The 24,781-nt window shown below is 51.6% G+C and carries 26 protein-coding genes and 1 tRNA gene; 14 read left to right on the top strand and 13 right to left on the bottom strand.

Going from position 1 to position 24,781, the window contains the following annotated elements; genetic code table 11:
* Together E3E23_RS02550 and pyrG are read left to right on the top strand one after the other, a co-directional pair.
* The gene (locus tag E3E23_RS02550) at positions 1 to 381 is read left to right on the top strand and encodes a DUF555 domain-containing protein (RefSeq protein WP_167906135.1); all 381 of its coding nucleotides are present in this window, start codon (positions 1 to 3) and stop codon (positions 379 to 381) included.
* 198 nt (positions 382 to 579) lie between these two features.
* Positions 580 to 2,178 (top strand): glutamine hydrolyzing CTP synthase, encoded by a 1,599-nt coding sequence (gene pyrG / locus E3E23_RS02545; RefSeq protein ID WP_167906134.1) that lies wholly within the window; start codon positions 580 to 582, stop codon positions 2,176 to 2,178.
* A gap of 14 nt (positions 2,179 to 2,192) precedes the next feature.
* On the opposite strand, the gene E3E23_RS02540 is transcribed toward pyrG, so the two are convergent.
* Positions 2,193 to 3,086, bottom strand: a complete 894-nt coding sequence (locus E3E23_RS02540) for a hypothetical protein (RefSeq protein ID WP_167906133.1) — start codon at positions 3,084 to 3,086, stop codon at positions 2,193 to 2,195.
* Between the two features lie 115 nt (positions 3,087 to 3,201).
* On the opposite strand from E3E23_RS02540, the gene E3E23_RS02535 reads away from it, so the two are divergent.
* The gene (locus tag E3E23_RS02535) at positions 3,202 to 3,594 is read left to right on the top strand and encodes a 30S ribosomal protein S8e (protein WP_167906132.1); all 393 of its coding nucleotides are present in this window, start codon (positions 3,202 to 3,204) and stop codon (positions 3,592 to 3,594) included.
* A 132-nt stretch (positions 3,595 to 3,726) separates the two neighbouring features.
* Positions 3,727 to 4,647 (top strand): zinc ribbon domain-containing protein, encoded by a 921-nt coding sequence (locus E3E23_RS02530; protein WP_167906131.1) that lies wholly within the window; start codon positions 3,727 to 3,729, stop codon positions 4,645 to 4,647.
* A 2-nt stretch (positions 4,648 to 4,649) separates the two neighbouring features.
* On the opposite strand, the gene E3E23_RS02525 is transcribed toward E3E23_RS02530, so the two are convergent.
* The gene (locus E3E23_RS02525) at positions 4,650 to 5,729 is read right to left on the bottom strand and encodes an NOG1 family protein (RefSeq protein ID WP_167906130.1); all 1,080 of its coding nucleotides are present in this window, start codon (positions 5,727 to 5,729) and stop codon (positions 4,650 to 4,652) included.
* A 62-nt stretch (positions 5,730 to 5,791) separates the two neighbouring features.
* Positions 5,792 to 6,598, bottom strand: coding sequence for an MBL fold metallo-hydrolase (locus tag E3E23_RS02520; RefSeq protein ID WP_167906129.1), 807 nt, complete (start codon positions 6,596 to 6,598; stop codon positions 5,792 to 5,794).
* Positions 6,599 to 6,654: 56 nt separating this feature from the next.
* Here E3E23_RS02520 and E3E23_RS02515 point away from each other — a divergent pair, with 56 nt between their 5' ends.
* The 3 genes from E3E23_RS02515 to E3E23_RS02505 all read left to right on the top strand — a co-directional run bounded on the left by E3E23_RS02515 (position 6,655) and on the right by E3E23_RS02505 (position 9,823).
* Positions 6,655 to 7,470: an undecaprenyl-diphosphate phosphatase gene (locus E3E23_RS02515; protein WP_167906622.1), complete on the top strand. Its 816-nt coding sequence runs from the start codon at positions 6,655 to 6,657 to the stop codon at positions 7,468 to 7,470.
* The gene (glmU, locus tag E3E23_RS02510) at positions 7,467 to 8,750 is read left to right on the top strand and encodes a bifunctional sugar-1-phosphate nucleotidylyltransferase/acetyltransferase (protein WP_167906128.1); all 1,284 of its coding nucleotides are present in this window, start codon (positions 7,467 to 7,469) and stop codon (positions 8,748 to 8,750) included. The genes E3E23_RS02515 and glmU overlap by 4 nt, the downstream gene beginning before the upstream one ends.
* 65 nt (positions 8,751 to 8,815) lie before the next feature.
* The gene (locus E3E23_RS02505) at positions 8,816 to 9,823 is read left to right on the top strand and encodes a DUF835 domain-containing protein (protein ID WP_206205605.1); all 1,008 of its coding nucleotides are present in this window, start codon (positions 8,816 to 8,818) and stop codon (positions 9,821 to 9,823) included.
* A gap of 13 nt (positions 9,824 to 9,836) precedes the next feature.
* Here the strand turns inward: E3E23_RS02505 and E3E23_RS02500 are convergent, their stop codons facing one another.
* Positions 9,837 to 11,012 (bottom strand): CBS domain-containing protein, encoded by a 1,176-nt coding sequence (locus E3E23_RS02500; RefSeq protein WP_167906620.1) that lies wholly within the window; start codon positions 11,010 to 11,012, stop codon positions 9,837 to 9,839.
* 140 nt (positions 11,013 to 11,152) lie between these two features.
* Between E3E23_RS02500 and E3E23_RS02495 the strand changes: the two genes are divergently transcribed.
* A tRNA-Ser gene (locus E3E23_RS02495) sits at positions 11,153 to 11,238 on the top strand.
* Positions 11,239 to 11,258: 20 nt separating this feature from the next.
* Here E3E23_RS02495 and E3E23_RS02490 read toward each other — a convergent pair.
* Complete coding sequence (locus tag E3E23_RS02490; RefSeq protein ID WP_167906126.1) at positions 11,259 to 11,411, bottom strand: hypothetical protein; 153 nt, start codon at positions 11,409 to 11,411, stop codon at positions 11,259 to 11,261.
* 125 nt (positions 11,412 to 11,536) lie between these two features.
* Positions 11,537 to 12,424 carry a type II methionyl aminopeptidase gene (gene map, locus E3E23_RS02485; RefSeq protein WP_167906125.1) on the bottom strand — a complete coding sequence of 296 codons (888 nt, stop codon included), beginning with the start codon at positions 12,422 to 12,424 and terminating at the stop codon, positions 11,537 to 11,539.
* A 97-nt stretch (positions 12,425 to 12,521) separates the two neighbouring features.
* Between map and E3E23_RS02480 the strand changes: the two genes are divergently transcribed.
* On the top strand, positions 12,522 to 14,003 hold the full coding sequence (locus tag E3E23_RS02480; RefSeq protein ID WP_167906124.1) for a TrkH family potassium uptake protein: 1,482 nt from the start codon (positions 12,522 to 12,524) through the stop codon (positions 14,001 to 14,003).
* A complete protein-coding gene (locus E3E23_RS02475; protein WP_167906123.1) occupies positions 14,000 to 14,854 on the top strand; it encodes an energy-coupling factor ABC transporter ATP-binding protein in 855 nt (284 codons plus the stop codon). Before E3E23_RS02480 ends, E3E23_RS02475 begins: the two co-directional genes overlap by 4 nt.
* On the opposite strand, the gene E3E23_RS02470 is transcribed toward E3E23_RS02475, so the two are convergent.
* The 6 genes from E3E23_RS02470 to hjc form a co-directional block, all read right to left on the bottom strand.
* Positions 14,814 to 15,644: a hypothetical protein gene (locus E3E23_RS02470; RefSeq protein WP_167906122.1), complete on the bottom strand. Its 831-nt coding sequence runs from the start codon at positions 15,642 to 15,644 to the stop codon at positions 14,814 to 14,816. The two genes, E3E23_RS02475 and E3E23_RS02470, sit on opposite strands and share 41 nt — an antisense overlap.
* Positions 15,628 to 16,182: a class IV adenylate cyclase gene (gene cyaB / locus E3E23_RS02465; protein WP_167906121.1), complete on the bottom strand. Its 555-nt coding sequence runs from the start codon at positions 16,180 to 16,182 to the stop codon at positions 15,628 to 15,630. The genes E3E23_RS02470 and cyaB overlap by 17 nt, the downstream gene beginning before the upstream one ends.
* A 92-nt stretch (positions 16,183 to 16,274) precedes the next feature.
* Positions 16,275 to 16,664 (bottom strand): DUF86 domain-containing protein, encoded by a 390-nt coding sequence (locus E3E23_RS02460; RefSeq protein WP_167906119.1) that lies wholly within the window; start codon positions 16,662 to 16,664, stop codon positions 16,275 to 16,277.
* 117 nt (positions 16,665 to 16,781) lie between these two features.
* Entirely contained in the window at positions 16,782 to 17,819 is a 1,038-nt protein-coding gene (locus E3E23_RS02455; RefSeq protein WP_167906618.1) for a lysyl aminopeptidase, read from the bottom strand.
* Positions 17,820 to 17,906: 87 nt separating this feature from the next.
* A complete protein-coding gene (locus E3E23_RS02450; RefSeq protein ID WP_167906117.1) occupies positions 17,907 to 19,436 on the bottom strand; it encodes a hypothetical protein in 1,530 nt (509 codons plus the stop codon).
* Entirely contained in the window at positions 19,426 to 19,827 is a 402-nt protein-coding gene (gene hjc, locus E3E23_RS02445; RefSeq protein WP_167906116.1) for a Holliday junction resolvase Hjc, read from the bottom strand. The genes E3E23_RS02450 and hjc overlap by 11 nt, the downstream gene beginning before the upstream one ends.
* A gap of 71 nt (positions 19,828 to 19,898) precedes the next feature.
* Between hjc and E3E23_RS02440 the strand changes: the two genes are divergently transcribed.
* The 4 genes from E3E23_RS02440 (at position 19,899) to E3E23_RS02425 (ending at position 22,816) form a co-directional block, all read left to right on the top strand.
* Entirely contained in the window at positions 19,899 to 20,423 is a 525-nt protein-coding gene (locus E3E23_RS02440; protein WP_167906616.1) for a gamma carbonic anhydrase family protein, read from the top strand.
* 6 nt (positions 20,424 to 20,429) lie between these two features.
* Complete coding sequence (gene uppS, locus E3E23_RS02435; RefSeq protein WP_167906114.1) at positions 20,430 to 21,224, top strand: polyprenyl diphosphate synthase; 795 nt, start codon at positions 20,430 to 20,432, stop codon at positions 21,222 to 21,224.
* A 100-nt stretch (positions 21,225 to 21,324) separates the two neighbouring features.
* Positions 21,325 to 22,005 carry a TBP-interacting protein gene (locus E3E23_RS02430; RefSeq protein ID WP_167906112.1) on the top strand — a complete coding sequence of 227 codons (681 nt, stop codon included), beginning with the start codon at positions 21,325 to 21,327 and terminating at the stop codon, positions 22,003 to 22,005.
* 82 nt (positions 22,006 to 22,087) lie between these two features.
* On the top strand, positions 22,088 to 22,816 hold the full coding sequence (locus tag E3E23_RS02425; protein ID WP_167906614.1) for a hypothetical protein: 729 nt from the start codon (positions 22,088 to 22,090) through the stop codon (positions 22,814 to 22,816).
* Here the strand turns inward: E3E23_RS02425 and E3E23_RS02420 are convergent.
* On the bottom strand, positions 22,806 to 24,686 hold the full coding sequence (locus E3E23_RS02420; RefSeq protein WP_167906110.1) for a threonine--tRNA ligase: 1,881 nt from the start codon (positions 24,684 to 24,686) through the stop codon (positions 22,806 to 22,808). The genes E3E23_RS02425 and E3E23_RS02420 overlap by 11 nt on opposite strands.
* Positions 24,687 to 24,781 lie beyond the last annotated feature (95 nt).

Genomic DNA, 24,781 nt, shown 5'->3' with positions numbered 1-24,781 from the left:
ATGGGAGACTACGTAGTTGTTTTGGAGGCACCCATCATAGTCAGGGACGTTGAGACGAGCGAGGATGCGATAAACGTGGCGGTATCAAAGGTCGCCAAGGCCCTCAACAAGGAGAAGCTCGATTTTGTTAGGGTCGAGATTGGTTATTCTCAGTGCCCAGTCTGTGGGGCGCACTTCGAGAGTGCCTTTGTGATTGGGAGCGTTGGCCTCGTCGGGATGTACCTCACTATAAAGGTCTACAACGCCCAGACGATTGAGCACGCTGAGAGGATAGCAAAGGCCGTTATCGGCAAGGCCCTCAAGAAGGTGCCGCTCAAGGTTTATGAGATAAGGGAGCTGACTGAAGAGGAAGGAAAAAACGGCGTTGAATACACTGAATAATTCAATCCGTTCTTTATTTCCTGTTCATACCTTCTTGACGATAGGTGTTCTTACACAAAACCAGAGGATTCCCGGGGTTTCCTTCAAGCTTTTTCGGTGGGGTTTATGAGTTAGTCCCGGGGGCCTTTTATCCTTTTCTAAACAAAGCTTTTAAGCACTCGTCAATCAACCAACGACATAACTTGTGGAGGTTTTGCCATGGCCAAGTTCATATTTGTCACGGGTGGTGTCGTTAGCGGTCTCGGGAAGGGTATAACCAGCGCCTCCCTTGGAATGCTCATGAAGGCGCGCGGATTTAGAACCACCAACATCAAGATAGACCCTTACATCAACTACGACGCTGGAACCATGAACCCCTACCAGCACGGAGAGGTTTTTGTCCTCGACGATGGCGGCGAAGTTGACCTTGACCTCGGCAACTACGAGCGATTCCTCGACACCAGCCTGACCTTTGACCACAACATAACCACCGGCAAGGTTTACTCGGCCGTCATCGAGAAGGAGAGAAAGGGTGAATACCTCGGCGCGACGGTTCAGGTCATACCCCATATCACCAACGAGATAAAGGAGCGCATAAGGCGCATTGCCCGGGACTACGACGTTGTAGTAGTTGAAATCGGCGGAACCGTTGGAGACATAGAAAGCATGCCGTTCCTTGAGGCCGCCAGGCAGATGCAGCTTGAAGAAGGAAGAGAGAACGTCGCCTTCGTCCACGTCACCTACGTTCCCAAGCTCAGGGTCGTGGGCGAGCAGAAGACGAAGCCGACCCAGCACAGCGTCAAGGAGCTGAGAAGCCTTGGTATTCAGCCAGATGCCATTGTTGCGCGCTCCGAGGATCCGCTGGAAGAGGACGCGAGGAGGAAGATAAGCCTCTTCACCAACGTTCCGCCGGAGGCGGTTATAAGCGCCTACGACGTCGAGGACACCTACGAGGTTCCACTGATGCTCGAGAAGGAGGGCCTCGCGAGGTACATCACCAAGAGGCTCGGTCTTCCTGAGAGGGAGCCCGAGCTAGATGCTTGGCGCGAGATGGTGGAAAGGTACAAGTCCCTCACCGACACCGTTGAGATAGCCATCGTTGGCAAATACGTCAAGCTCTCCGACTCGTATCTCAGCATAAAGGAAGCTCTGAAGCACTCCAGCGTGGCCAACGGCGTCAAGGTCAAGATCCGCTGGGTAGAGGCAGAGGACGTTGAGAAGCACGGGGTTAAGCTCCTCGAAGGCGTGGACGGAATAATCGTCCCCGGCGGCTTTGGGGCGAGGGGAACTGAGGGCAAGATGATGGCGATAAGGTACGCGAGGGAGAACGACATACCCTTCCTTGGCATATGCTTCGGTTTCCAGCTGACTGTCGTTGAATTTGCGAGGAACGTTCTCGGTCTTAAGGGAGCTCACTCGACAGAGATCGACCCGCAGACACCCTATCCCGTCGTTGACCTCATGCCGGAACAGAGGGGCCTCGACAAGCTCGGCGGAACCATGCGCCTCGGTGCTTATCCGGTCAAGATAAAGCCGAACACCCTCGCAAGGGAGCTCTACGGCAAGGAACTCATCTACGAGCGCCACAGGCACCGCTGGGAGGTCAACCCGGAGTACATCGAGCGCTTTGAGGATGCTGGCATGGTTTTCAGTGGAATCGCTGGCGACGATAGGAGGAGGATGGAGATACTCGAGCTTCCAGAAAAGCGCTACTTCATAGCCACTCAGTTCCATCCGGAGTTTAAGTCGAGGCCCATGAACCCAGCGCCGGTTTTCAGGGGGCTTGTTAAAGCAGCAAAAGAGAAGAAGTTTGAATGAAGTCTGCGAACACATTAGAGCTCAAGACCAAGATCTTCCAGCTCTGCGTCCACCTTTTTTATATCCTCCATTCTTTGGAGCTCCTTGTAGAAGGCCACACCTCCAGTCCAGAGGAAGAGGTACATGAGGGCATCCAGCGGGGCCTGAACGAATGCCGAGACGTAGGGGGCTATGTTCTCTGGAACTGTGAGCTGGATTATGAAGGCCAGCGGGCTCGCTATGATGACAATGCCCATCACCGCGATGGTCATTAGTACCCCGAATCCGATTGTTGAGAAGACGTTTCTGAAGACCAGGCTAAAAGCTTCGAAGGCTGCGCCTAGGTTTTTCCTTTCTACGTAGAGGGGAACTGGTAAGGAGGTGAGTCCTATCGAGAAGGCAAGGACTGCGAAGAACAGCAACACTCCCAGGAAAATCAAAATCCAACCCACTGGAAGTCCTATCAGGGCGCCAACGCCTATGGGGATGATGGCTATCCCGATGAAAACAGCCACGATCAGACCGAACACTATGTTGATTGCCAGCACTCCGGGGAAGTGTTTGAACCCGTCCTTAAGAAGTTCTCCTAAGCTGTAGTCTTCGCCCTCTAGGTATTGGAGGACTCCCTTTGTTGTTCCGTATTGAAAGGCCGAGCTGAGAAGGACGCTCACAAGGAAATAAACCGCCAGGCCAGCGAGGAGCTTGAGCATAACCTCTGCCTCGTCTCCCGCTATTGGTGTTCCATACTCCTCGACTATCACGTCGCCCCTCTGGATTGATGTCTGGTTGTAGGTGTATTCAAAATCTTGGGGAATAACGTAGACTGACAGTGGCGCGAGGATGAGCGTCATTATCAGGACGAATAGGTAAAGCTTTTTGTTGGCGAGTACTATGCTGAATGTCCTTGAGAAGGCATCTATCGCCCCCATACCACCACCTGGAAGAGTAAGTGGGTAAAGAATTTAAAAACCCTTCCAGAAAAGCTTATAAATGCACCGCCCAAAGTGGCGATAGGTTGAAGATTAAGCTCATGAGGTGAGATAAATGGCTATCTGGCAGGGAAGGTCACTCAAGAAGCCTTCGGGCGGAAGGATTATCCTCGCGAGGAAGAAGAGGAAGAGGGAGCTCGGTAGAGAGCCCGCTTTCACCAGGGTCGCCGAGAAGAAGGAAAAGAAGAAGATCATAAGGACCTACGGTGGCAACAGGAAGGTTCGCCTTATAGAGGCCCTCTACGCGAACGTTTTCGACGGCGGTAAGGGCAAGAAGGTCAAGATACTCAACGTCGTCGAGAACCCGGCCAACAGGCAGTACGTCAGGAGGAACATCATCACGAAGGGTGCCATTATCGAGACTGAGATCGGCAGGGCCATTGTCACCAGCAGGCCCGGCCAGCACGGCGTCGTTAACGCCGTCCTCATCAAGGAGGAGAACGCCTGATTTCTCCTTCTTCCTTTGGGCTGACTCTTTTAGCTTTCCTTTAGGTGCTCGGTTCTGATGTCTTTGTGCCAAAGTTTCATGGGCTCCAAACCCTTATATGGTTTGGCGACCAATTTGTAATGATGGTGTCCTATGGAAGGTGAATATTCCCGAGCTGAGAAAGTACTTGCGACCCTTTTCGTTTTGTTTCTCCTTCTGGCGAGCATCAACTTTCTTCGCGAGCTTGAACGCATCCCTGCAGAGCCAGACTATTCTGATTACCAGACCAAGTACGGAATAGACGAGCTCCTCGACAATCAGAGCAGGCTAATTTCCCTGGAACGGGAGCTATTCAAAACGTATCAAGCGGCCGAGAGCAACCTGACTGAGGCGGAGAGGGTTTACCTCTTCAAGCGTGAGGAGTACCGCCTGGCCATTGAGAGCGGCAACGCCACGGAGGAGCTGAGGCAGGAATACCTTCAGGCAAAGGAGAACTACGAAAGGACATACGCGAGGTATTTGGCAGCTAAAGGCGCTTATGAAGAGGTTCATCGGCAGTGGATAGAGTTGAATGCGCTTGTAGGTGAGATGAACGCAAAAATCTGGGACGAGTACAATCGGGAGTATCAGATTTACAGGCTCAAAGTCCTGGCGTTAAAGCTCCTCTTCGCCCTGCCGATTTTCATAATCTCGTTCCTGCTCTTCAGGAAAAGGCAGAACATATACACGGTATCTCTCATAGCTTACTCTTCCCTGCTGCTGATTTACCTGATACTCTCGGCGATATGGAGTACCCTCCAGGTCATAGGGCTGAGTCTCTTCGGCGCCGGTGCCTCCATTGTGGCCCTTTACTACCTCAGGCGCGAGTACTTCAAGGGGGAGAGAGTTTACAGGCGCAGGATTGGTCAGAACAAGTGCTACAACTGCGGCTTTCCAGTCAAGGACGACTACCTCCACTGTCCTAACTGTGGGGCAAAGCTGAAGGAAAAGTGCGAGAACTGTGGGGCAATGAGACCGCTCTATCTGGAGTTCTGCCCCTACTGCGGCGTCAGCACAAGGAAAGATGTCAAGTAAAGTTAGAGAAACTCCTCTTCCCTAAACTTCCTTATCTCCTTCTCCATTATTTTCCTTGCCTGCTCTTCGACCATTGGCTGTACCAGCTCTATGACGCGCCGCTTTAATTCTTCCAGCCCCTCGCCGTTCAGCGCCGAAATCCTCAGCGGCTCAAGACCTTTACTCCTAACGAACTCCTCGACCTGCTTAATCTTCTCCTCGTCGGCGATGTCCACCTTGTTGAGGACGACTATGAACGGGAAGTCCCTGAACTCTTCGTAAATCTCATCGAAGAGGTGCATCTGCTCCTCAATGGGGAAGCCGCAGTACTCCGACGGGTCGAAGATATAAACTATCACCCTTCCAAGGTGCTTCAAAGCGAGAATTGCCTGCCTCTCGATTTCATTCCTCTCGCTTAACGGCCTGTCAAGCAGTCCCGGGGTATCAATGACCTGGTACTTGAGGTAGTGCTCCTCGAACTGGCCGACGTTGATGCCCTTCGTGGTGAACGGGTAGCTGGCAACTTCAGGCTTCGCGTTGGTCAGGGCTCTCAACAGGGTGCTCTTGCCAACGTTTGGGTGGCCTGCTATGACAACGGTTGGAAGCTCGAGATCAACGACTGGCAGGTCCTTCAGAACGTTCCTCGCCTGGTTGAGGTACTCAAGGTCGTCTCCTATCTCCTTAATAATGTCTGCAACTCTTCCGTAGAACTGCCTTCTCAGCTTGGCTATTTCGTCGGGGTCTCTGGAGTAGCGTATCTTTTCAACGTATCTCTGCTCAAGGTTCCTTATCGTCTTTATTGCCCAGTTGACGTGGGCCAGCGAGCGGTGGAACTGGTCCCGGTCGACGAGTGTGTCAACCAGGTCCTGGTAGAACTTGGGGAGCGTCGAAACGCCCGGCGTTCTGTCGAGTATCTTTCTGAGGTTGTCCCTCACGACATTGGAGACCGTTCTAACCCTGAGCTCCTCCCTCTGCCTGGCCTTGCTCACCCTGTTGCCCTTGGGGGTGAATGCCGAGGCGGCTTTTTCAGCCCTTCGGAAGGCCTTATCGATGAGCTCGTCAGCGGTAAGGACAGTTGGCATCTTCTCGAATGGGTTCTTCATCTCTCTCACCTCTCCTTTTCTCTCGCGGTGGTTAGCTTTTCGGCTGGGTATTTAAAGGTTCGCTAGAGCTCTACCGTTTTGCCCACGTGGAGGTGCTCTATTCTATCCCCAAGTCTCGCCTTCAGATAGGCGTAGGAGTCTATGCCCGTGCAGTGGCCTGCGTAGAGCTTTTCGGCGTCAATTTTCTCAACTACGTCATCAAGGAGCTCTTTGCTTGCACCGCTGAGATGCAGGCCTCCGATTAGCGCTTTAACGGGCTTCCCCAAAACGTCTTCGGCGTGCCAGGCTATGTTGAGAACGCCTGAGTGTCCGCAACCGGTGATAACCGCTATGGAATCGCCGAGGTCAACGATTAGAGCGATGTCGTCTATGACCGGATCTCTGAGGAGCTCACCGTTCTCTTCGAGATAACCGACTGCCCGGTCCCAGGTTCTTCTCTCAATTTCGCCGGAGCTGATGAAGCCTGGCGCGAACTCGAAGGGCTTCTCACTGAGGATGAACTCCGCCCCGAGTTCTTCCAGTTCCTCTCGGGTGAATGGAATTCCTATCTTCCTCCTGTGTGGCTTCAGTGCTATCCTCCTCCGGAATATTCCAGGGTGAGCTATGACCTTTATCCGCTTCCCTCTAGCCTCAAGAAACGCTTTAAGCCCGCCTGTGTGGTCGTAGTGGCCGTGGGTGATAAAAAGGTAGTCAATCTCTTCCGGCCTTATTTCCAGCGCCTCCATGTTGCGGAGGAGCACCTCTCCGTCGGTTCCAGTATCAACTAGGACTTTAATTCCACCGTGTTCAACTAGAGTCGAGAAGCCGTGTGCGCCCAAGAGGTTCCTTTTGAATCCCGCGTGGTTCTCGTAGATTACCGTTAGCTTCATGACCTTCCCTCGAAAAGTTTATTTTTCTCGAAGGTTAAAACCTTTTAGTGATTGCCATGGTTCACCCGTACGATTACTACAGCTCAGCGATTTCGGGGGTTATCGTCGCGCTATCCTCGTGGCTTCCAATAAGTTCCGATGGGTACTTCTTAAAAACGGTTCTCGCGGGAATCAACCCGCTCTACGAGGCTTACCTCGTCCCGGCTTACCTCGGTATCCTCTTCGCAGTCCTCTTCCACTTCAGGGAAAAGATAGCCGAGGGCGCCCAAAAGGCCATCAAAATTAACATAGATGCCGATGGGAGATTCCTCTTCTACGCCTCAATCTTTACGATTCTCGTTGGGTACTCCGTATGTATGAGCCTCTCCGATGTTCTTGGTCCAAAGACTGCAGACATGGTCAATGCCATCATTGGTGCTCTCCTCATTGGTATGGGAATGCTGACCTCTAAGCGCATTAGGGCCCCACTAAAGGACGTTGAGAGCAACCTGCGCGATAGTGAAAATGAGCCCACGTTCCTCGATTCCCTGATAGTCGGTGTATCACAGGGAATTGCGTTCATAGATGGAATATCAAGGACTGGGCTTACAATAACATCCCTTCTGGGCACGGGTGTCAGCGTAAAACGTGCCCTTGAGCTGAGTTTTCTCATAGCACCCGTCTACATCGTGATGAGGTTGATCTTTCTCGATGGCTGGGAAGCCCAGCTCCCATTGGGCATCTCATTTGTCGCGTTCCTCACTTCTTTTGTGACCAGCATACTCACGATGAGTCTGCTCCTGAAACTCGCTAATATCCTTGGTAGAAAGGTATTCGTCACTATTTTTGGTTCCATCGCGGTGATTGTATACATCCTGGGGGTGGTCCTTTGAAGGCTGTAGTGCTTGCCGCTGGGAAGGGTGAGAGACTGAGGCCCTTGACGGACGACAGACCAAAAGTAATACTAAAAGTCGCCAACAGGCCGATAATAGAGTACATCTTAGAGAACCTCTCTCCGTTCGTGGATGAGTTTATTCTCATCGTCAGGTATGAGAAGGAGAGACTGGTTAAAGCCCTAGGGGACGAGTTCAACGGAAAGCCGATAACCTACGTTGACCAGCTCGAAGGCGACGGTACGGCGAAGGCGATAGAATCTGCTAAGGATTACATCGAGGGCGAGGAGTTCATCGTGGCGAACGGTGATATCTATTTCGAGATAGATGGCGTTAAGGAGCTCATCCAATCCTTTAAGAAGGAAAAGGCGGATGCCGCGATACTGGTTAAAGAGTTTGATGACCTGAGCCACTTTGGGAAGATAGAGGTTGATGGGAACCTTGTGAGGGCCGTCAGGGAAAAGCCTGGGAAGGTACCCGGCTACGCCAACCTCGGCGTCTACATATTTAAGCCAGATGTCTTTGAGTTCATTGAGAAAACCCCAACAAGCGAGCGTGGGGAGTACGAGATAACCGACACCCTCAACCTGATGATCAACGCGGGCAAACGAATAACCTACGCAGTTTATACAGCCTACTGGAACGACGTTGGGAGACCGTGGAACCTTCTTGAGCTTAACGAATACCTCCTTAAAAACTACCTCCGGCACGAGATACGGGGTATCGTGGAGGAGGGGGCAACCATAGTTCCGCCCGTGGAGATAGGCGAGGGAACAGTGGTACGTAGTGGGGCCTACATCATCGGGCCGGTTAAGATAGGCAAAAACTCGCGCATAGGCCCCAACTGCTTCATAAGACCCTACACAAGCATCGGTGACAACTGTCACATCGGGAACGCCGTCGAAGTGAAGAATTCCATAATTATGGACAACAGTAACGCTCCCCACCTCAACTATGTGGGTGACTCGATAATAGGGGAAAACACAAACCTTGGTGCTGGAACGATCACCGCAAACCTCAGACACGATAAGGGGAACATAAAAGTCGAGATAAAGGGCAAACTCGAAGACTCTGGAAGGAGAAAGCTCGGGGCGATAATAGGCCACAATGTTAAGGTAGGCATACACGTGACCATCTATCCGGGGAGGAAAATCGGGAGCAACTCATTTATCGGACCCGGGGTCATCGTCGATAAAAATGTGCCAAGCAACAGCCTCGTGGTAGTGAAGCAGGAAAAGGAGGTTAGAGAACTGTGGTATGGGTATACGCCCTCAACCTAATTTCAAGGTGGATACTCTTCGGAGTGGCAGCGTATAAAACATATAAAGAGCGCAGTAAAGGCTGGATGCTCCTGATGGTGGCCTTCCTTCTTTCGGCTATCTCCCCAGAGCAGCTCCTTCTGGAGCCATTGGGGCTCAAGCTTGTTCTAGAGGTGGCGTTCGTTCTGGATATGGTAAACACCGCACTCCAAGGAATATTTTTGCTCTTGGCCGCGAGGTATCTGGAAACCCCGAACCCATCGATGAGGGATTCTATTGTCATTTTGGGGTTTGGTATTTTCTCATACCTATGGCTGGTCGTTACAAACACGACTCACTTCTATCCCGACTTAACCATAAGGGCCCTAGGGCCATTCTTGGTCTACGCTCTCGGTTATGTTTATGCGGGGATTGTCTTCTACCGCTACATCATAGTCAAGAAGTTCGGACAGCTGCTGTTTCCTGTGGGGATGATGCTCCTTGGACTGCTGAACGCTACGTATCCCGTAACCGCCACTTGGAAGTGGTTTGTCCCGTACGGCTTTTTCTTGGGCACAATGTTCAGAATAATGATGGCGATTGGGGCATTGAGCTTCATGTTCTATCCGTTCTTCCACATTGAACCCGAAGTTGAACGTGATATACCCCCCGGAGCTTTTCTGTATCCCACCAGAGAATCAGTGACTCGGGAGTTTGGAGACTGGGAGCTTGAGCCGGGCCTAGTGATGATAACCCGTAAGGATGTCAACAAGCTCAAACAGCGAATAAACCCCGAGGCCATAGTGTTTTGGATCACGAGAGCCAAGGAAGGTAAGCTCCACGACTCTCCCACAATCTACGCCATAAGCCCAACTAAAATAGACATCTTGACTGACCTTATAGCAAGGGCCGTAGAGAGGGGATACAGAGTAGTCTACATAGACGCCTTTGAATATCTCATCTTGGAGAATGGCTTTGATAACGCCATTAAATTCCTCTTGAACGTGAAGGACAGGGTCTTGGCCAATAAGGGCACGCTGATACTCGTTGTGAATTCCAGTGCACTCGAGACGTTCCAGAAAAAAATACTGGAAAGGGAATTTTCGAGGGAGTGACTGCATCAAATTTTCAAGCCAGGCCTATTCTCTCAAGGAAGCGCTTGTAGTAGTGGGTGTCCCTTTCCAGCTCTGCCTTCTGGAGTAGTTGTCTCTCGATGGCTCTAATGGCATCGTGGACGGCCTGTATCGCTCCCCAGGTTTCTCCGGTTGCGATGAAGATGCCTCTGTCGGTGACCACTCTCATCCTTGCCTGGTAGAGGTAGACTCCCCTGAACTTCTCGCTGAAGCGCCGGAGGTGGAGGTATATTATGCCCTCGTTGCCGAGCAGGTCTTCATAACCGTCCACAAAGCGTTTGATGTCCTCTATAATCCTCTCCCTGGTGAAATCGCTCAGTATGGCGGCGTCTCCTCCGAGCTGGAGGTAGAACTTTACCTCTTTTTCGACCATCCTTGAGATTGGTAGGAGCAGATCCTTAATGGTCAGGACTCCCTTGACCCTGTCGTTTTCATCGACCACTACGAGGCCATCGATGTTGCTGTCTATCATCGTTGCAACGGCTTCTTGGACAGTGGCATCGGGCAGTATGGTAATGACGCCCCTTATCATGACCTCCCTGAGCTGGGTCGAGAAGGGCGGTATCTTCTCGCCGACGAGTTCACCAGTCTGAGCCCTGAAGCGCGGCTTTATAAACCTGACTATGAGGTCGTGGAGCGTAACGAGGCCCTCAAGCCTGCCCTCTTCGTTAACGAGGGGAATCCTCGAGATGGCGTGGTCGCGCATCGTCGCTAAGGCTTTGGCAACCGTGTCGTCCGTTCTGAGGGTGATAACATCCTTCGTCATGAACTCCTCTACCTTTCTCTTTCCGAACTCTTCCTTAGCGATCCTGTTCAAGAGCATTAAATCGCTTATGACTCCGATTATTTCAGCTTTGCTCTCCCCAACAGGGAGGGAGCGCAGGTCAACCTCAATCATAAGTTTGGCGGCCTTGCTCAGATCCTCGTTCGGTTTGATAACTGGAGCGGTCTTATAAACATCCTTAACCTTAGCCTTGGTTGGGTTCCACTTGAGATGGGAGTGTATAATAAGGTCCTGGGTCAGGACACCCTTGTACACGTTTCCATCGAAGACCAGAATAAGGTCCGGGTCCTCCTTCTCAAAGATGCCAATCGCCTCAGAAAGCGGGGCGTTGATGTCTATCTTCTGGAACTTCTCAGTTATAACCTCCTGCACAAGAATACCGACCATTTCTGCCACCTCCTTCACTTTATTATTGGGTGCTCGATAATTTAAACCTTTGCAACTTCTCCGAGGGGATTTTAGTTAAGTTTGGTTAATAAATGTTTCGCGGAAAGATTTATAAAACTCGCATGAGAACTCCAAACCGCGCCGGGGTAGCCTAGCCTGGGAAGGCGCGGGACTCGAGATCCCGTGGGCGTTGCCCACCAGGGTTCAAATCCCTGCCCCGGCGCCATCTGCCGAGCCCGTTGGGGGTTAGCTCCTTTCCCCTTCTCTAACCGGCTTCAGCACTCTGATAACTGGGCCAACGAGCGCCACTGAAATCCCGATTAACACAAGGACCATCCATAAAAACGCTGTGCTGCCTTTCTCGATAAAGGCTGTCACCTGGAACTTGAGGGAGCTCATCACTGCTATGACAACTCTTGGGAGAAGGCCCCATTGTGTACAGTACGAGCTTTAGGGTACGGGGCAACCTCATCGTTTCTCAGGAGGCCCCTCTATGTGTGGTGAAAAAATAAAATAACGAATAATCACGTGGTTATCAGCGCGCCGTCCTTCTCGACTATAACCGTATGCTCGAACTGAGTCACCAGTCCTCCGCGAACCTCTCTGAGTATTGGGTAGCTGTATATCGCCCCCACCCTGTCGAGCTGCGCTAAAGCGAGCTTGAGCTGATTGTCGGACATGAAGCCCTGGAGCCAGCGGTAGGCGAAGGGAAGCGTGTTGTATTCCCTCTTGATGTGCATCAAAAGCCTCCTTGCCTGGATCATCCTCACGGGCCTGTCGCGGAGGTACACGAATATCAGCGCGGGCGGAACCTCTATGACCTGGCCTGCACCAGTTGTAGCGAAGGGCTCTATGGCTATTACGTCGCCCTCCTTGAGCTCGTAGCTGTCCGCCGGGCGGTAAACGTTAGGTATGGAAATGCCAGCATGGAGCTTGTATCGCTCAATCTTGTGCCCGCTGAGGTTCACTATGGGATTGAAGCCGTAGCCTCTGATGGTCTCCTCTATGGCCTTTCCAATCTCGCTTATCTTTACCCCTGCACGAATAACGCTTATCGCGTTCTCAAGGGCTTCCTTGGCTGCCGCCATGAGGTCGTCCTCTTCCATCCCGACACGAACCGTTAAGGCAGTGTCCGCTATGTAACCGTCGACGTGGACTCCAATGTCTACCTTTAGGTAGTCGCCCTCCTTGAGAACGGTCTCGTCGCCCTTATACGGTGTGTAGTGTGCAGCAATCTCGTTTATGGAAAGGTTGCATGGAAAAGCCGGTTTCCCGCCGAGCTCGACTATTCGCTTCTCAATGAACTCCGCTATATCGTAGAGCCTGGCGCCTGGCTTTATGAGGTCAATTACCTCTTTTTTAACCTGTCTGGCTATCTCCCCAGCCTTTATGAAGGCTTCCCTTTCATTCACGTTCTATCACCGAGCTAAGAAAGCTCTCACGCCCCTTAAACCTTTCCACCTGAGAAAACCTTTTATTTGGTGCGAACCCTTAATCTACGGTGGGCCCATGCTAGAGCTAGGGAAGTACATCAATATCTCGGACGATCTATTCGTAGTTAAAAACCTCATTGGAGCCATACTTCAGGGCGTTGGCCTTGCCTACCTCTTTCCGGTTCTGTTAGCCTGGATCTATCCGAATGAAATTCAGTACGTCATATACTTCGCCGTCCCTGGTGTTTTCAGCATCCTCCTTGGCGCATGGCTTGCCAGGCATCTGGGGAAAGTCGAGGACGTTAATCTCAGGCAGGCCATGGTTTCTGCCGCTTTCACTTGGCTCTTTGCGTCATTTATCAGCGTCGTCCCCTTCATGAGCATCGCCAACATGCCATTTATTGATTCCTACTTCGAGAGCATGTCCGCCTGGACAGGCACGGGCCTCACCATGATGAGCAACCTAGAGAGCTATCCCCATATCCTGCTCTTCTGGCGCTCTTGGATGCAGTGGTTGGGAGGTATAGGTATCGTCCTCGTCGCGCTCACAATACTCATCCGCCCAGGTGTTGCAGCGGCGAGGCTTTACAGGGCCGAGGCGAGGAGCGAAAGGATTCTGCCGAACCTCGTCAACACCTCCAAGGTAATCTTTGAGATATACTTCGTCCTCACGCTGGTTGGAGTTTACCTCTACTACATCAACGGCATGACGCTCTTTGATGCGGTAATCCACGCCATGACTGGTCTCGGAACCGGCGGTATGAGCAGCCATGACTTAAGCATAGGCTACTTCAACAGCACCGCCATAGAGGCCGTTACGATATTCCTCATGATTATGGGTGCCGTCAACTTCACCGTCCACTATAAAATCTTCCGGGAGAGACACCTCAAGCCCTTCTTCGAGGATGTTCAGGTTAGGTACATATTCTTCTTCCTCCTTCCAACGGTGGCAATAATGACATTCAGCCTGACCCAGATTGGTGATACCATCGGCCAAGCCCTCAGACAGTCTATCTTTCACTCGGTATCGGCGATAACATGTACTGGATTTGGAATAGCGGATCTGAGCAAATACCCCGAGCTGGCCAAGTTCATGATAGGTATGCTGATGGTCATAGGTGGTGGAGCGGGAAGCACCGCCGGTGGAATAAAGCTCATCCGAGTCATCCTGATGTACGAGAGTCTGAAGTGGACCATTCAGCAGGCCCTGCTCCCGAGGGGGGCCATTATCAAAAGGAAGGTTGGAAACTACATCTTCAGTGAGGAGGATCTCCAGGAGGTCATGAGCTTCACCATGACGTACTTGGCGTTTCTGCTCTTTGGAACGATCTACACCATGCTCCGCCTTGGAACAAAACTTGTGGATTCGTTCTTTGAGGTGGCTTCCGCTCAGGGAAACGTCGGACTGAGCGTTGGAATAACGTCTCCCAGCCTCCCCATCGATATGAAGATCCTTCTCATTCTCCACATGTGGATAGGCAGGCTGGAGATATTCTCCACACTGGTGTTCATAATAAGCGTCCTCTTCCTCGCGCCCAGGGTGGTGGGCAAGAGATGAAGGTGATAACCGTTGAGGATCTAAGCTTCAGGTACCGCAGGGCGGTGAACTATTCACTGAGGGACGTTAGCTTTGAGGTTAAAAAGGGAGAGCTCCTGGGCATACTTGGGCCAAGTGGAAGTGGAAAATCAACGCTCTGCCTGACCTTTAACGGCATAATCCCTCATTCGATAAAAGGGGACTTTTCGGGGGATGTAATTGTACGGGATCCAAAAACTGGGGAGGAATACAACACAAAGGAGACGCCCGTGGCAAAGCTCTCGACAATCGTTGGTTTGGTTCTTCAGAACCCCGAAAGCCAGCTCTTTAACATGACTGTTGAGGACGAGATAGCCTTTGGGCTTGAAAATCTTGGTCTTGACAGAAACGAAATTATGCGACGTATTATGTGGGCACTGGAAGTCTCCGGGTTGAAGGGCTTAGAGAAGGAGTTCCCCCCCAACCTAAGTGGCGGACAGAAGCAGCGCTTGGCTATAGCAGCAATTCTGGCAATGAAGCCGGAAGTCTTGGTTCTCGACGAACCCACGTCCCAGCTCGACCCCGTTGGAAGGGAGGAGGTTCTTGGACTCATCTCTCTCCTCAGGAAAGAATACGGCATCACAGTCATCTTGGTTGAGCATCACACGGGGTACATACTCCGCTTTGCAGACAGGGTAATCGTCATGGATGGGGGTAGGATAGTACTTGAAGGCAAGCCAGGGGAAATAGTGGAGGAAGTTGAAGTCCTGAGAAAGCTTGGCGTAAAGCTCCCACCGAGCCTTGAAATCTCCCATGAGCTCAAGAAGAGGGGATTGATAAAGCGGCTGGCTTTTACTGAGGAGGACCTCCTTTTCGAGATAAAATCTCTTTAAGACTGAATGTGTTACCGAGGATTGAATGCTTCAGTTCATAGAGCTTGAGCGTAAGTTCAAACCTTGCCTCTGGGTCTTCGACTTTCTCTGCCATTTGAAAAGCTGCATCCAGTATCTTGAGCGCTTCTTCTTTGTTATGTTCTGCCTCTATGGCGGCTATGTAGTAGAGGGCCATCGCTTTGTGAAACGGACTGGCTATGTGATCGATTATCAGCCTTGCCTTCTTCACGTCCCCGGCACGGTAGAACATCTCCGCCAGCTGGACGAGAACGACGTCGAGCTTCTCGGGTTCTCTGACCATCTTCATCGCATAGCCCGCCTTGTTAAGAAGACCCTTCCTTATGAGGCACATCATTATGTCCCTGAGGATGTCGTCGTGGTTCCTTGCCAAATCGATGGCAGTGCGGAGGGCCATGTCTCCGTTGAGTTCATCATTAAGGCGGTAGAAAAGCACGGCTAGGTCTGCCATGAGAAGTGCCCTATACCTGGAGTTGAAGACAGTGTTCACGATGGGTATCAATTCCTTAACTTTCTCGTGGACTTTCTGAAGATCTTCTTGGGTGATGGTGCCCAACTGGTTCAGCTCGTCCAGCTGGCTCACAATGGAGCGCATGATCATTCTGAGGGCTAAAAAGATGTTCTGTTCCTTCTCAAGGTTTTTAAGCTGGGCTATAGCCTCATCTACCCCTCCTGTCTGGAGGTAGCCCTCGATCTCCTCGAGTATTTCCAGGTCAGATTTTCCATTCCTCTCGCCCATCAGGGACTTAAAAAACTCATCTAGCTTCTCCATGGCTTCCCTCCTTCTCCAGTATCAGCTCGAGATAGGAACGCCTCTCAAACTTTTTAACTCCAAGTGAGATCAGGATTTCCCTTAATATTTTCACGGTCTCCCCTACGGCTTCTTCACTTTCGGCGAGTGCCTCTATCTCGATGAACTTCCCTAAGCCCTCGACCTCGTCGAGCATTATAAGGATACCCTTGTCGACGTAGTACTTTTCCCTGGTCTTCTCGATGGTCATTACCTCCTCGAAGCCGAGGCTCTCAAGAATCTCTACATGCCTGTCCGGGTCGCTCAGGGGGACCTCTATTTCCCGCCTTGTTTTTGAATTCGGATCGATCTTCGGTCCTTTGTATGTCATGAATGCCTCAAAATGTCCGTTGAACTTTCGTATCCTTATCCTGAGTGCCTCGTCGGTCTCTGCGAAGTTCCGACAGGGGTGCTGAAAGTAGGTGTCCTCGTGGTATTCTCGTCTAATCAGCTTGAAATTTCTCCTGACACGCTCGAACACCTTATCGTCCGCGTAGCCTTTAACCTCAATCTCAATCATTGCCAACGCCTCCTCAAAGCTTTTTAAAGGGATATTATAGTATCCCATCTCCCTTTATTGTAGCCTTGCCGAAAGAATTAACGGGTCTAGGTTCAGTCCCTCCTCCACGGCGCCTCCTTCAGGAAAGCTTCAAGGTACTCGATGTACTCGGGCATGTTCCGGAAGGCTATCTCATCGCTCATCAGGTCGTAGTTGTATATCAGTACCTCCCTCAGATCCACGAGGAAGGAAAGCTTCTTCTTCAACTCGGGGGATATTATTCCGTTTTCGGCCAGATTGTTCACCAGGTCTTTGTAGCCAAAGCTCACTATCCCCCGTTCCCGCGCTATTTGAGAGCAGATGTCTAGAACGCACTGTATTGCGAACTCGAGCCTTTTGTAGATTCCATCTTTCACAAGGCCCAGTGCTTGAAACTCCTCAAAAGAATTGGGCATGGCTTCCTTTATCAGTTCAATGCTCTCAACCACGAGTTCGGTTTTCACACCCACACCCCGACAGAAAATTTGGGAAATGATGAAATAAACTTTTCCCAGAGTATCTCGACAGAATAACAATTCGAAAGGTAAAGGAGAAAAGGGATATTTCAATCGGCCGTCATATCACGGTGTCAGGTCCATGGGTTTGAGCTCCTCAAGGAAGTGCTTGGCGAACTTTATCGTAAGGTCTATATCCCTCAGGTCAGCGGTCTCAACCTGGCTGTGCATGTACCTTATGGGTATGCTCAGAACTGCCGTTGCGACACCCTCACGGTTAATCTGCATTATGTTGGCATCCGTACCGGTTGGCCTCGGTGAAGCCTCGACCTGGAGCGGTATCTCGTACTTCTTTGCCACTTCATCGGCGAAGGCCCTTATCTTCGGGTTGATGTTTGGCCCGACGTCCATAACCGGACCGCCGCCGAGCTTCGGAACGATCTTACCCTTGTCGCCAACCTGCCTGGCGAAAGTGACGTCCATGGCTATGCCTATCTCGGGGTCAATGGCGTAGCTGGCAACCCTGGCACCGCGGAGGCCTACCTCTTCCTGGACGCTGGCCACGAAATAGATGTCAGCCTCGTGCTCTTCGAGCTGTCTTGCAGCTTCGAGCATCGCGTAGAGGCAGACGCGATCGTCGAGATATGGCGTAGCGATCCTGTTCTCGTTGAGCTGGGTGAAGGCAGGGGCAAACTCTCCGATTGTGCCGACGCGGAAGCCTAGCTCTTCGGCTTCTTCCTTGCTGTCAACACCGATGTCGACCACTATGGTATCCCAGTCGGCTGCCTTCTTCCTGTCCTCGGGCTTCTGGAGGTGGGGTGGGATGTGGCCGACAACGCCAAAGCGCTCGCCCTTCTCGGTAAAGAAGCGAATCCTCTGGGCAACTAAAGTCCTCGGGTCAACGCCGCCAACTGGAACTACGTGAAGGTAACCTTCCTTGTCGATGTGGTTTACCATGACGCCTATCTTGTCCATGTGGGCTGCTATCATGATTTTTGGCCCGTTGCCCTTCTTGTGGGCTATGACGTTGCCGAGCTTGTCAACATAGATTTCATCAACGTGGCCCTCGAGGGTCTCGATGACGACGTCTCGTATTCCGAGAAATTCGTACCCAGAAACACCAGGAGCCTCAATGACCTTTTTCAAAAGCTCGATGTCCACCATTTCAATCACCTCTTTCGTTAAGATTTCCATCTAACGGTAAAGCTTCCTTTCCTTAAAAGGTTTGCCGCAGAAGAGGGAGAAAAGAGGTCAGCCGAGGATTACCTGGAGGTAGGCCTCTTCACCTGGCTCCAAATGCTCTATTTCCCAGATTACTCTGTTGTCCTCAACTTTTGCCGTCCCCTTGGTTGCCCTAACGTCTATGGCAGACACAGCCTTTTCAAAGCGGAAGTTATCCATGCCCCTGAGCCTCGGTGCCTTCACCTTCACGAAGTAATAGCGGTCGAGCACTTCCTCTTGGGTTAACGGCATGAAGAAGGCCGCGTAGGACGTTCCAGCGAATAGAATGCCGGCTATGATGAGTATGACACCCAAGGGACCGTAGCCCTTTTGAGGCTCCTGCGGAACTGTGCTCGTCGAGGCGTTGCTTTCGGGTGTGGTCGTTGTGGGCGTCGGCGTGGGAGTTATGGGAGGAACTACCTTAACGCTCGCCTCTGCTCCAACGTATCTGCTGCTCTCGGCCTTGAGCATGATGGTCCCGTAGCCGGTCTTCTTCAGATCTACCGTAGCGAGACCTGACGAGTCCGTCACGGCGTAGGTCTTTCCTAGGGGCCCCGATGCCGTTACGGTGATGTTGGGAACTGGAACGCCGGTGGAATCCACGACTTTAACCAGCAGTGTATCATTTTCTTGAGAATAGCTCAGAAAGAGCTTTTTCACCTCGACGAAGGTTGTTATGATTCTTCCATCGAGGTTGAGCACTATTTTGTACGTTCCGGGCTGGTTCACCAGGTAGGCGACTGTGCCATCGTCATCCGTCTTGAACGGAATTTCGTTTATCTTACCCGAGATATCTGGGACGCCGTTTCCGTTCTCATCGTAAACCTGAACGTAAATCACTCCGTCCCTGAAGTAGGCTTCGTATTTGAGGTTCCTCTGGTAGACGCGGAAAGTCGCGGTGGTGCTCTTGAACCTGCCGCTAAAGTTGCCCCAGAAGTAAATCATGTAGTTGCCAACCTTGGGCGTGGTCAGCGTGAGGTTCTGAAGCCAGCTCTCGCCGGGTCTAAGGTAGATGACCGTGGAAAAGCTCTTGAGAAGGGTTCCATCGTAATAGAAACTGTATCCTATCCGCCCGATGATAACACCGTTCGCTTGGGACGTGATCCTAAGGAGGGCCGTTACGTTGTTTCCGTAGAGGTATTCATCGTCGACATCTATCCTGAGGGCGTAATCGACAAAGGTTTTCACCGTTATCGTTACCTGTGCTTCCGAGTAGCTTGAACCCACACGGGCGACAATGGTAAGGATATATTTTCCGGGATCAATGTTAAGGATCTTCACGGATAGAGTGTCCTGAACTGTCTCGTTTGGTCCGATTGGATCCCTGATGACCTTGCTCTGGTAAAGGAAGCCCTCCGTCGGTCCCGTAACGTACACGGTAACGTTCGAGATTGTCTCGTTTCCAAGGTTTATGAGACGGAAGGGTATTACTATAACGTCGCCAGGGACACCAGAAAAGTTATCATTTAGTGGAATGATAGCTAGCGGGGACTGGGCGCTGGCGGATGGAAGGAAAACCGGAATCATCAGGAGGACGAGAATTAAAGCCCTAAGCTTCACGACTTATCACCTCTTCGAGAGACCTCTGCTTTCCAACGACCTCATCAAAGGTCAGGTAGTTTGATGTTTGGAGGCTAACCTTATAGTTTTTGCCTCCCCTCTCAAGGTTTTCCGGATGGAAGAAGCGCCAGCCGTTGTTGATGAACTTGACAGCTATAATAGGCCTCCCCCCGAACTTCTCCGCGAAGGAGACGAGCTTATCGTAATCTTCCCGACTGAAGTAGAGCTTCTCGTCGTGGGTGCTCTTCACCTCTATACAGAGGTACAGCTTTCCATTGCCGGCCACGATGTCAACCTTCTTGCTCCCGGCGGAGCGTACGACTGCGAATCCCTCCTTCTCGAGCATCTTTATGAGCTCCCTCTCGGCACTCGCACCCCTTCTGTACTTCATTGCACTCCCTCAGACTATCTTGTCTGGTTAGGTTTATAAGTTATGTCGAGGAGTTAGGGGCGGTGGTACTAATGGCAGTCTACGAGCTGGATGGAAAGAAGCCTAAAATTCACGAGACCGCTTTCATTGATGAGACTGCATCGGTCATAGGTGATGTTGTTCTTGAAGCCAAGACCAGCGTGTGGCCATCGGCCGTGCTCAGGGGAGACATAGAGCAGATTTACGTGGGCGAAGGCTCCAACATCCAAGACAACGTGAGCATACACACATCCCACGGACAGCCGACGATAATCGGCAAGTACGTTACCATCGGGCACAACGCCGTCGTTCATGGGGCGGAGATAGGGGACTACACCATCATTGGAATGGGTGCGGTTGTCCTAGACGGTGCTAAGATAGGCAAGCACGTCGTCATTGGCGCCGGTGCCCTCGTCCCACCGGGCAAGGAGATACCGGACTACAGTCTCGTTGTCGGTGTTCCAGGTAAGGTCGTCAGGCAGCTCAGTGAGGAGGAGATTGAGTGGACAAAGAAGAACGCCGAGATTTATATCGAGCTGGCTGAAAAGCACATGAAGGGTAGGAAGAGAATCGAGTGATGCGTGATGATATCCCGTTTGGTTTCCCATATTCCCCACATTTTATTCAAGCCCGCCTACGACCTCTACGAGAGCTACCTCCTAGACAAGGTTAAGAGGGGCCGTATTCCGAAGCATGTAGCAATAATTATGGACGGAAACAGGCGGTGGGCGAGGAAGCTTGAGAAGCCCCCGTGGTACGGCCACCTCTTCGGCTCCCGAAAGCTTGAGGAGATTCTGGAGTGGTGCCGCGAGCTCAATATAAGGACGCTCACCGTTTATGCCTTCTCCACGGAGAACTTCAAGCGCTCGCCAGAGGAAGTAAATGCCCTTATGAACCTCTTTAAGGAGAAGTTCCACGAGCTGATACACGACGAGAGGGTTCATAAGTACGGCATCCGCGTGAACGTTATAGGCAGAAAGGAACTCCTCCCCGAAGACGTCAGGGAGGCCGCTGAAGAGGCGGAAAGGGCCACAAGAAAGTACGACAACTACTTCCTGAACATAGCGATAGCCTACGGCGGGAGAAGCGAGATAGTGGATGTGGTGAGGGAGATCGTTGACGACGTTCTCGCTGGAAAAATAAGCAGGGAAGACATAGACGAGGATCTCATAAAGCGCTACCTCTACTACCCCAACATGCCGGACCCTGATATCGTGATAAGGACGGGCGGCGAGGTGAGAATAAGCAACTTCCTTCTCTACCAGATAGCATACAGTGAGCTGTTTTTCGTCGATGTCTACTTCCCTGAGTTCAGGAAGATAGACTTCCTCAGGATAATCAGAGAGTACCAGAAACGGCAGAGGCGCTTCGGAAGGTAGCACTTCTCAATCGCAGCCCCCATTGGGCAGAACGACCCTTTTTAAAATTTTTCGCTAAAGCTTATTAACGTTAGCTTCCATCTCTTCACGGTGGTGATTAATGACCTACGCGGAGCTCAGTCCGAGGATTAAAAAAGTCTATGCCCAAGTGAGATACCTTGATGACTATTACTGGGAGATTAAGGATGACAGAATCATCGGAATCCACAAGAAGAGCAGTGTGAAGATAACAATAGACGTCGCCGACAATAAGGAGCACGCGGAGAAGCTTTCAGAGGAGGACGCTGATGGAATAAGGATAATCGCCATACCGGACAAGAGCGTCTTCTACATCCACAACGGGGCCTTTATCCTCACCTACCGCTACCTCAAGGCAACGCTCGCCGACATAAACGACCACATAGTGTGGAGCGGGTTCAAGGTCGTCGAGGGGGACGGCAGGCTGGTTCAGGAGGATTTCTACGAGTACCTTGGGGGCGTGCTCGTCCAGCACATCAAGAACAACATGCTGGCTGGCCAGGACTACGTCTTCTGGCAGTTCTACAGGTGTAAAGACTGCGGGAAGTATGTTGATATAGAGAGCGTCGAGAGGCACCTCAAGTGGCACGGTATCAAGCACCATGAGAAGAGCGAGGAGAGGTACGAGGTCTTCGAAATCAACTTCAGGGATGGCAAGGTTTACGACAAGTACGGAAAAGAAGTGCCGAGGGAGCAGTTCAGCGAAGAGGCCAAGGACTTCCTCGACGAGATTATGGCAGGTATGCGGGAGTCCGTCGAGTGATTTCTTCTTCTCTAATTCTTGTTACAATCAGCTGGCTGGAATTCAGTGTGCATCATTCGTGGAGGTGGTGCCAGTGAAGGAGATGAACGTCATTGAAATCTTCCACAAGGAGCACCTCCCAGGTTCAACGGTTAGCGTAATCTACGATGCCTACTCGTCGGCTTGGCAGATAGCGCTGCTCCTTCTACGCTATGGCCTGGAAAACGGCTACTTTGGAATTGTTTCAAACTACAGCGTCCCGCTAAGTGCGTTCATAAGAAAGGCCGAAACAGTTGGCCTTGACATCAGGAACACCCTAGAGAAAGGGGAGATGGCAATAATAGACCTCTTTGGGTCCAGGTACCTCTCAAAGGAGGAGCTTCCCAACGTCTTCTACCTCGATAAGGTCGAGCCAGAGACCCTGAACCCGAAGATAGAGCGTATCTACGATGGTCCACTGAAGGAATATCTCTCGGAGAAACCGGCACTTCGCCTGATATACACCCTTGATGGGGCCTCCCTCCTCCTGGGGGAGGATAATACCCTGAAGCTTCTAAATCAGACGCTTGCCTCGAAGAGCATTCAGCTCCTGGATTCCACCCTGGTCCTTGCAATCAATAGGGACGTGGTCTCTCAGCGCTTCGTGGCGTGGGTGGCGAGCATAAGCGACTACGTCATCCTTACCAAGTCTCAACTCGACGAAGACGGTCCAAAAGAGTTCCTCTATCTAATAACGGCCCCCTACGAGGAGTTCGAGCCAACGGCTTATTCATTCAAGGTTACCAAAAACAGAGGGATGGATAAATTAAAGGTCAGAAAAATCAGCCCCTGAACTTGGGCCTCTTCGAGAGGAGAAGTGGCAGAGGCCTCGGCTTGTAGGGGAAGCCCTCAGTCTGGCTCTTTATCTCCCTGATGAGATCCTCGAGCTGCATCTCGGCCTGGCCTCCGCTCCTGCGCCTTACAGTTACAGTGTTCTGCTCCTTCTCGTTTCTGCCGACCACGATGACGTAGGGAATCCATTCTTTTTCTGCCTTCCTTATCTTCTTGTTGAGCCTGTCGTTGGTGTCGTCGACGTCGACCCTGATCCTTGCCCCCTCGAGCTTTCCTGCGACGTAGAGGGCGTAGTCAAGAACCTCCTCGCTGACCGGAATGACCCTGACCTGTATCGGGCTCAGCCAGAGCGGGAACATCGGCTTTACTCCCTTGGCCTGGAGCTTGGCCTGTTTCTCAAGGATGGCGTACATGACGCGCTCTATTGCTCCGCTCGGCGAGCAGTGGAGTATGAGTGGATACTGCTCCTTGCCTTCCTCATCGTAGTAGGTGATACCAAAGCGCTCGGCGTTCTCGACGTCTATCTGGACTGTGCTAAGTGCGGCCGCCTTGTCGAGGTTGTCCACGAAGTTGAACTCGAACTTGAGGATGAAGTAGAAGAACCTCTGCTTCCACATCTCGATGAGCACGGGTTTTCCTATAATCCTGGCGAGCTCCACTATGAAGTCCCTGTTCTCGTTCCAGAAGTCCTCCGTAAACCTTATGGCCACCTCGTAGTCTTCTGGGGTAAGCCCGACACCCTTGAGGACCTCCATACTGAGCTTGTACTGCTTCTTGAACTCGTCCATGGCCTGCTTGAGGTCCTTAGCGACGGTGTGCATATCTGGCATCGTGAATGCCCTAAGGCGCCTGAGTCCGCTCAGCTCGCCGCTTTTTTCACGCCTGAAGGAATATCTGGTGAGCTCGTACATTCTGAGCGGCAGGTTGCGGTAGCTTATTATCGCGTCCTTCTTGATGAGGAACTGGCCGAAGCAAGCCGCAAAGCGGAGGAAGAACTTCTTGTCACCGCTCTTAACTATGTACTGCCTCGCTGGGAAGCGGTTGAGGTACTTCTCGAGAGCTGGGTGCTCGAAGTCATACATGATAGGGGTCTCGACTTCCATCGCGCCGTACTCGATGACCTTCTCAGTTACGTACTGTTCGAGGAGGCTCTTTATCAGCCTGCCCTTCGGGTAGTAGCGCAGGTTGCCTGGGTCGCTTCCCGGCTCATAATCCACGAGCTCCTGCTCGAGCATTATCCTGACGTGTGGTGGCTCCCTGTCAGCGATGCGGCTCTTGCTTATCTCGTAGTTGGCGAACTTTCTGAGGTTCTCGTGGCCTGTGAAGTCGAACTTGTCGACCTCGATAAGCTCGCCTTCGGGGGTGAGTATGTACCAGTAGCTGACGAGTTCTTCCTCCTCCTTCTTGAGGGCCTCTGGGACCTCCTCTTCGGCCTTGGCTTCGCCGCTCGGGACTATCGTCCTGCTGAGTTCTGCCAGCGGGTGGCCCTTACAGGAGAGCTTGAAGGCCTTGTAGTAACCAAATGGGGCGCGCTTGACGTTGAAACCCTCCTCTTTGAGACGCTCTTCTATCTTTTTAAGGATTTCAAGGGCCACATCGGGCTTGGCGAGCTCACTGCTGAGGTGGGCGAACGGATAAACGAACACGTTTTTGGCTTTAACCTGAGAGGCGACATCTTTGATTTCGTTAACGGCCTTTTCTACAACTTCATCGGGATTGGTCTCGTCGACCTTCTCAACGCTTATAAAGGCTGCCAGAACCTCCTCAAGCCTTCCCTTCTTCTGCTCTTCACTTATCGGCTCGGGGTTCTTTAAAGCCTTATCTTTGACCTCGTACTCCAAATAGTCGCTGTGTATTAGAAGCATTCTCATCTTTAACCACCACCCTAGGGTCAATAGGAATTACTAAAACTTTTCCCTCGGCCTTTATAAACTCTCACCTGACGTCCCATAGCAAAGACTTAAAA

It is taken from the genome of Thermococcus sp. CX2 (genome assembly GCF_012027555.1).
In the GTDB taxonomy this organism is placed as follows: Archaea; Methanobacteriota_B; Thermococci; order Thermococcales; family Thermococcaceae; genus Thermococcus.
Note: the sequence above shows the minus strand (reverse complement) of the source record. Positions and strands in the feature narration are given on the sequence as shown.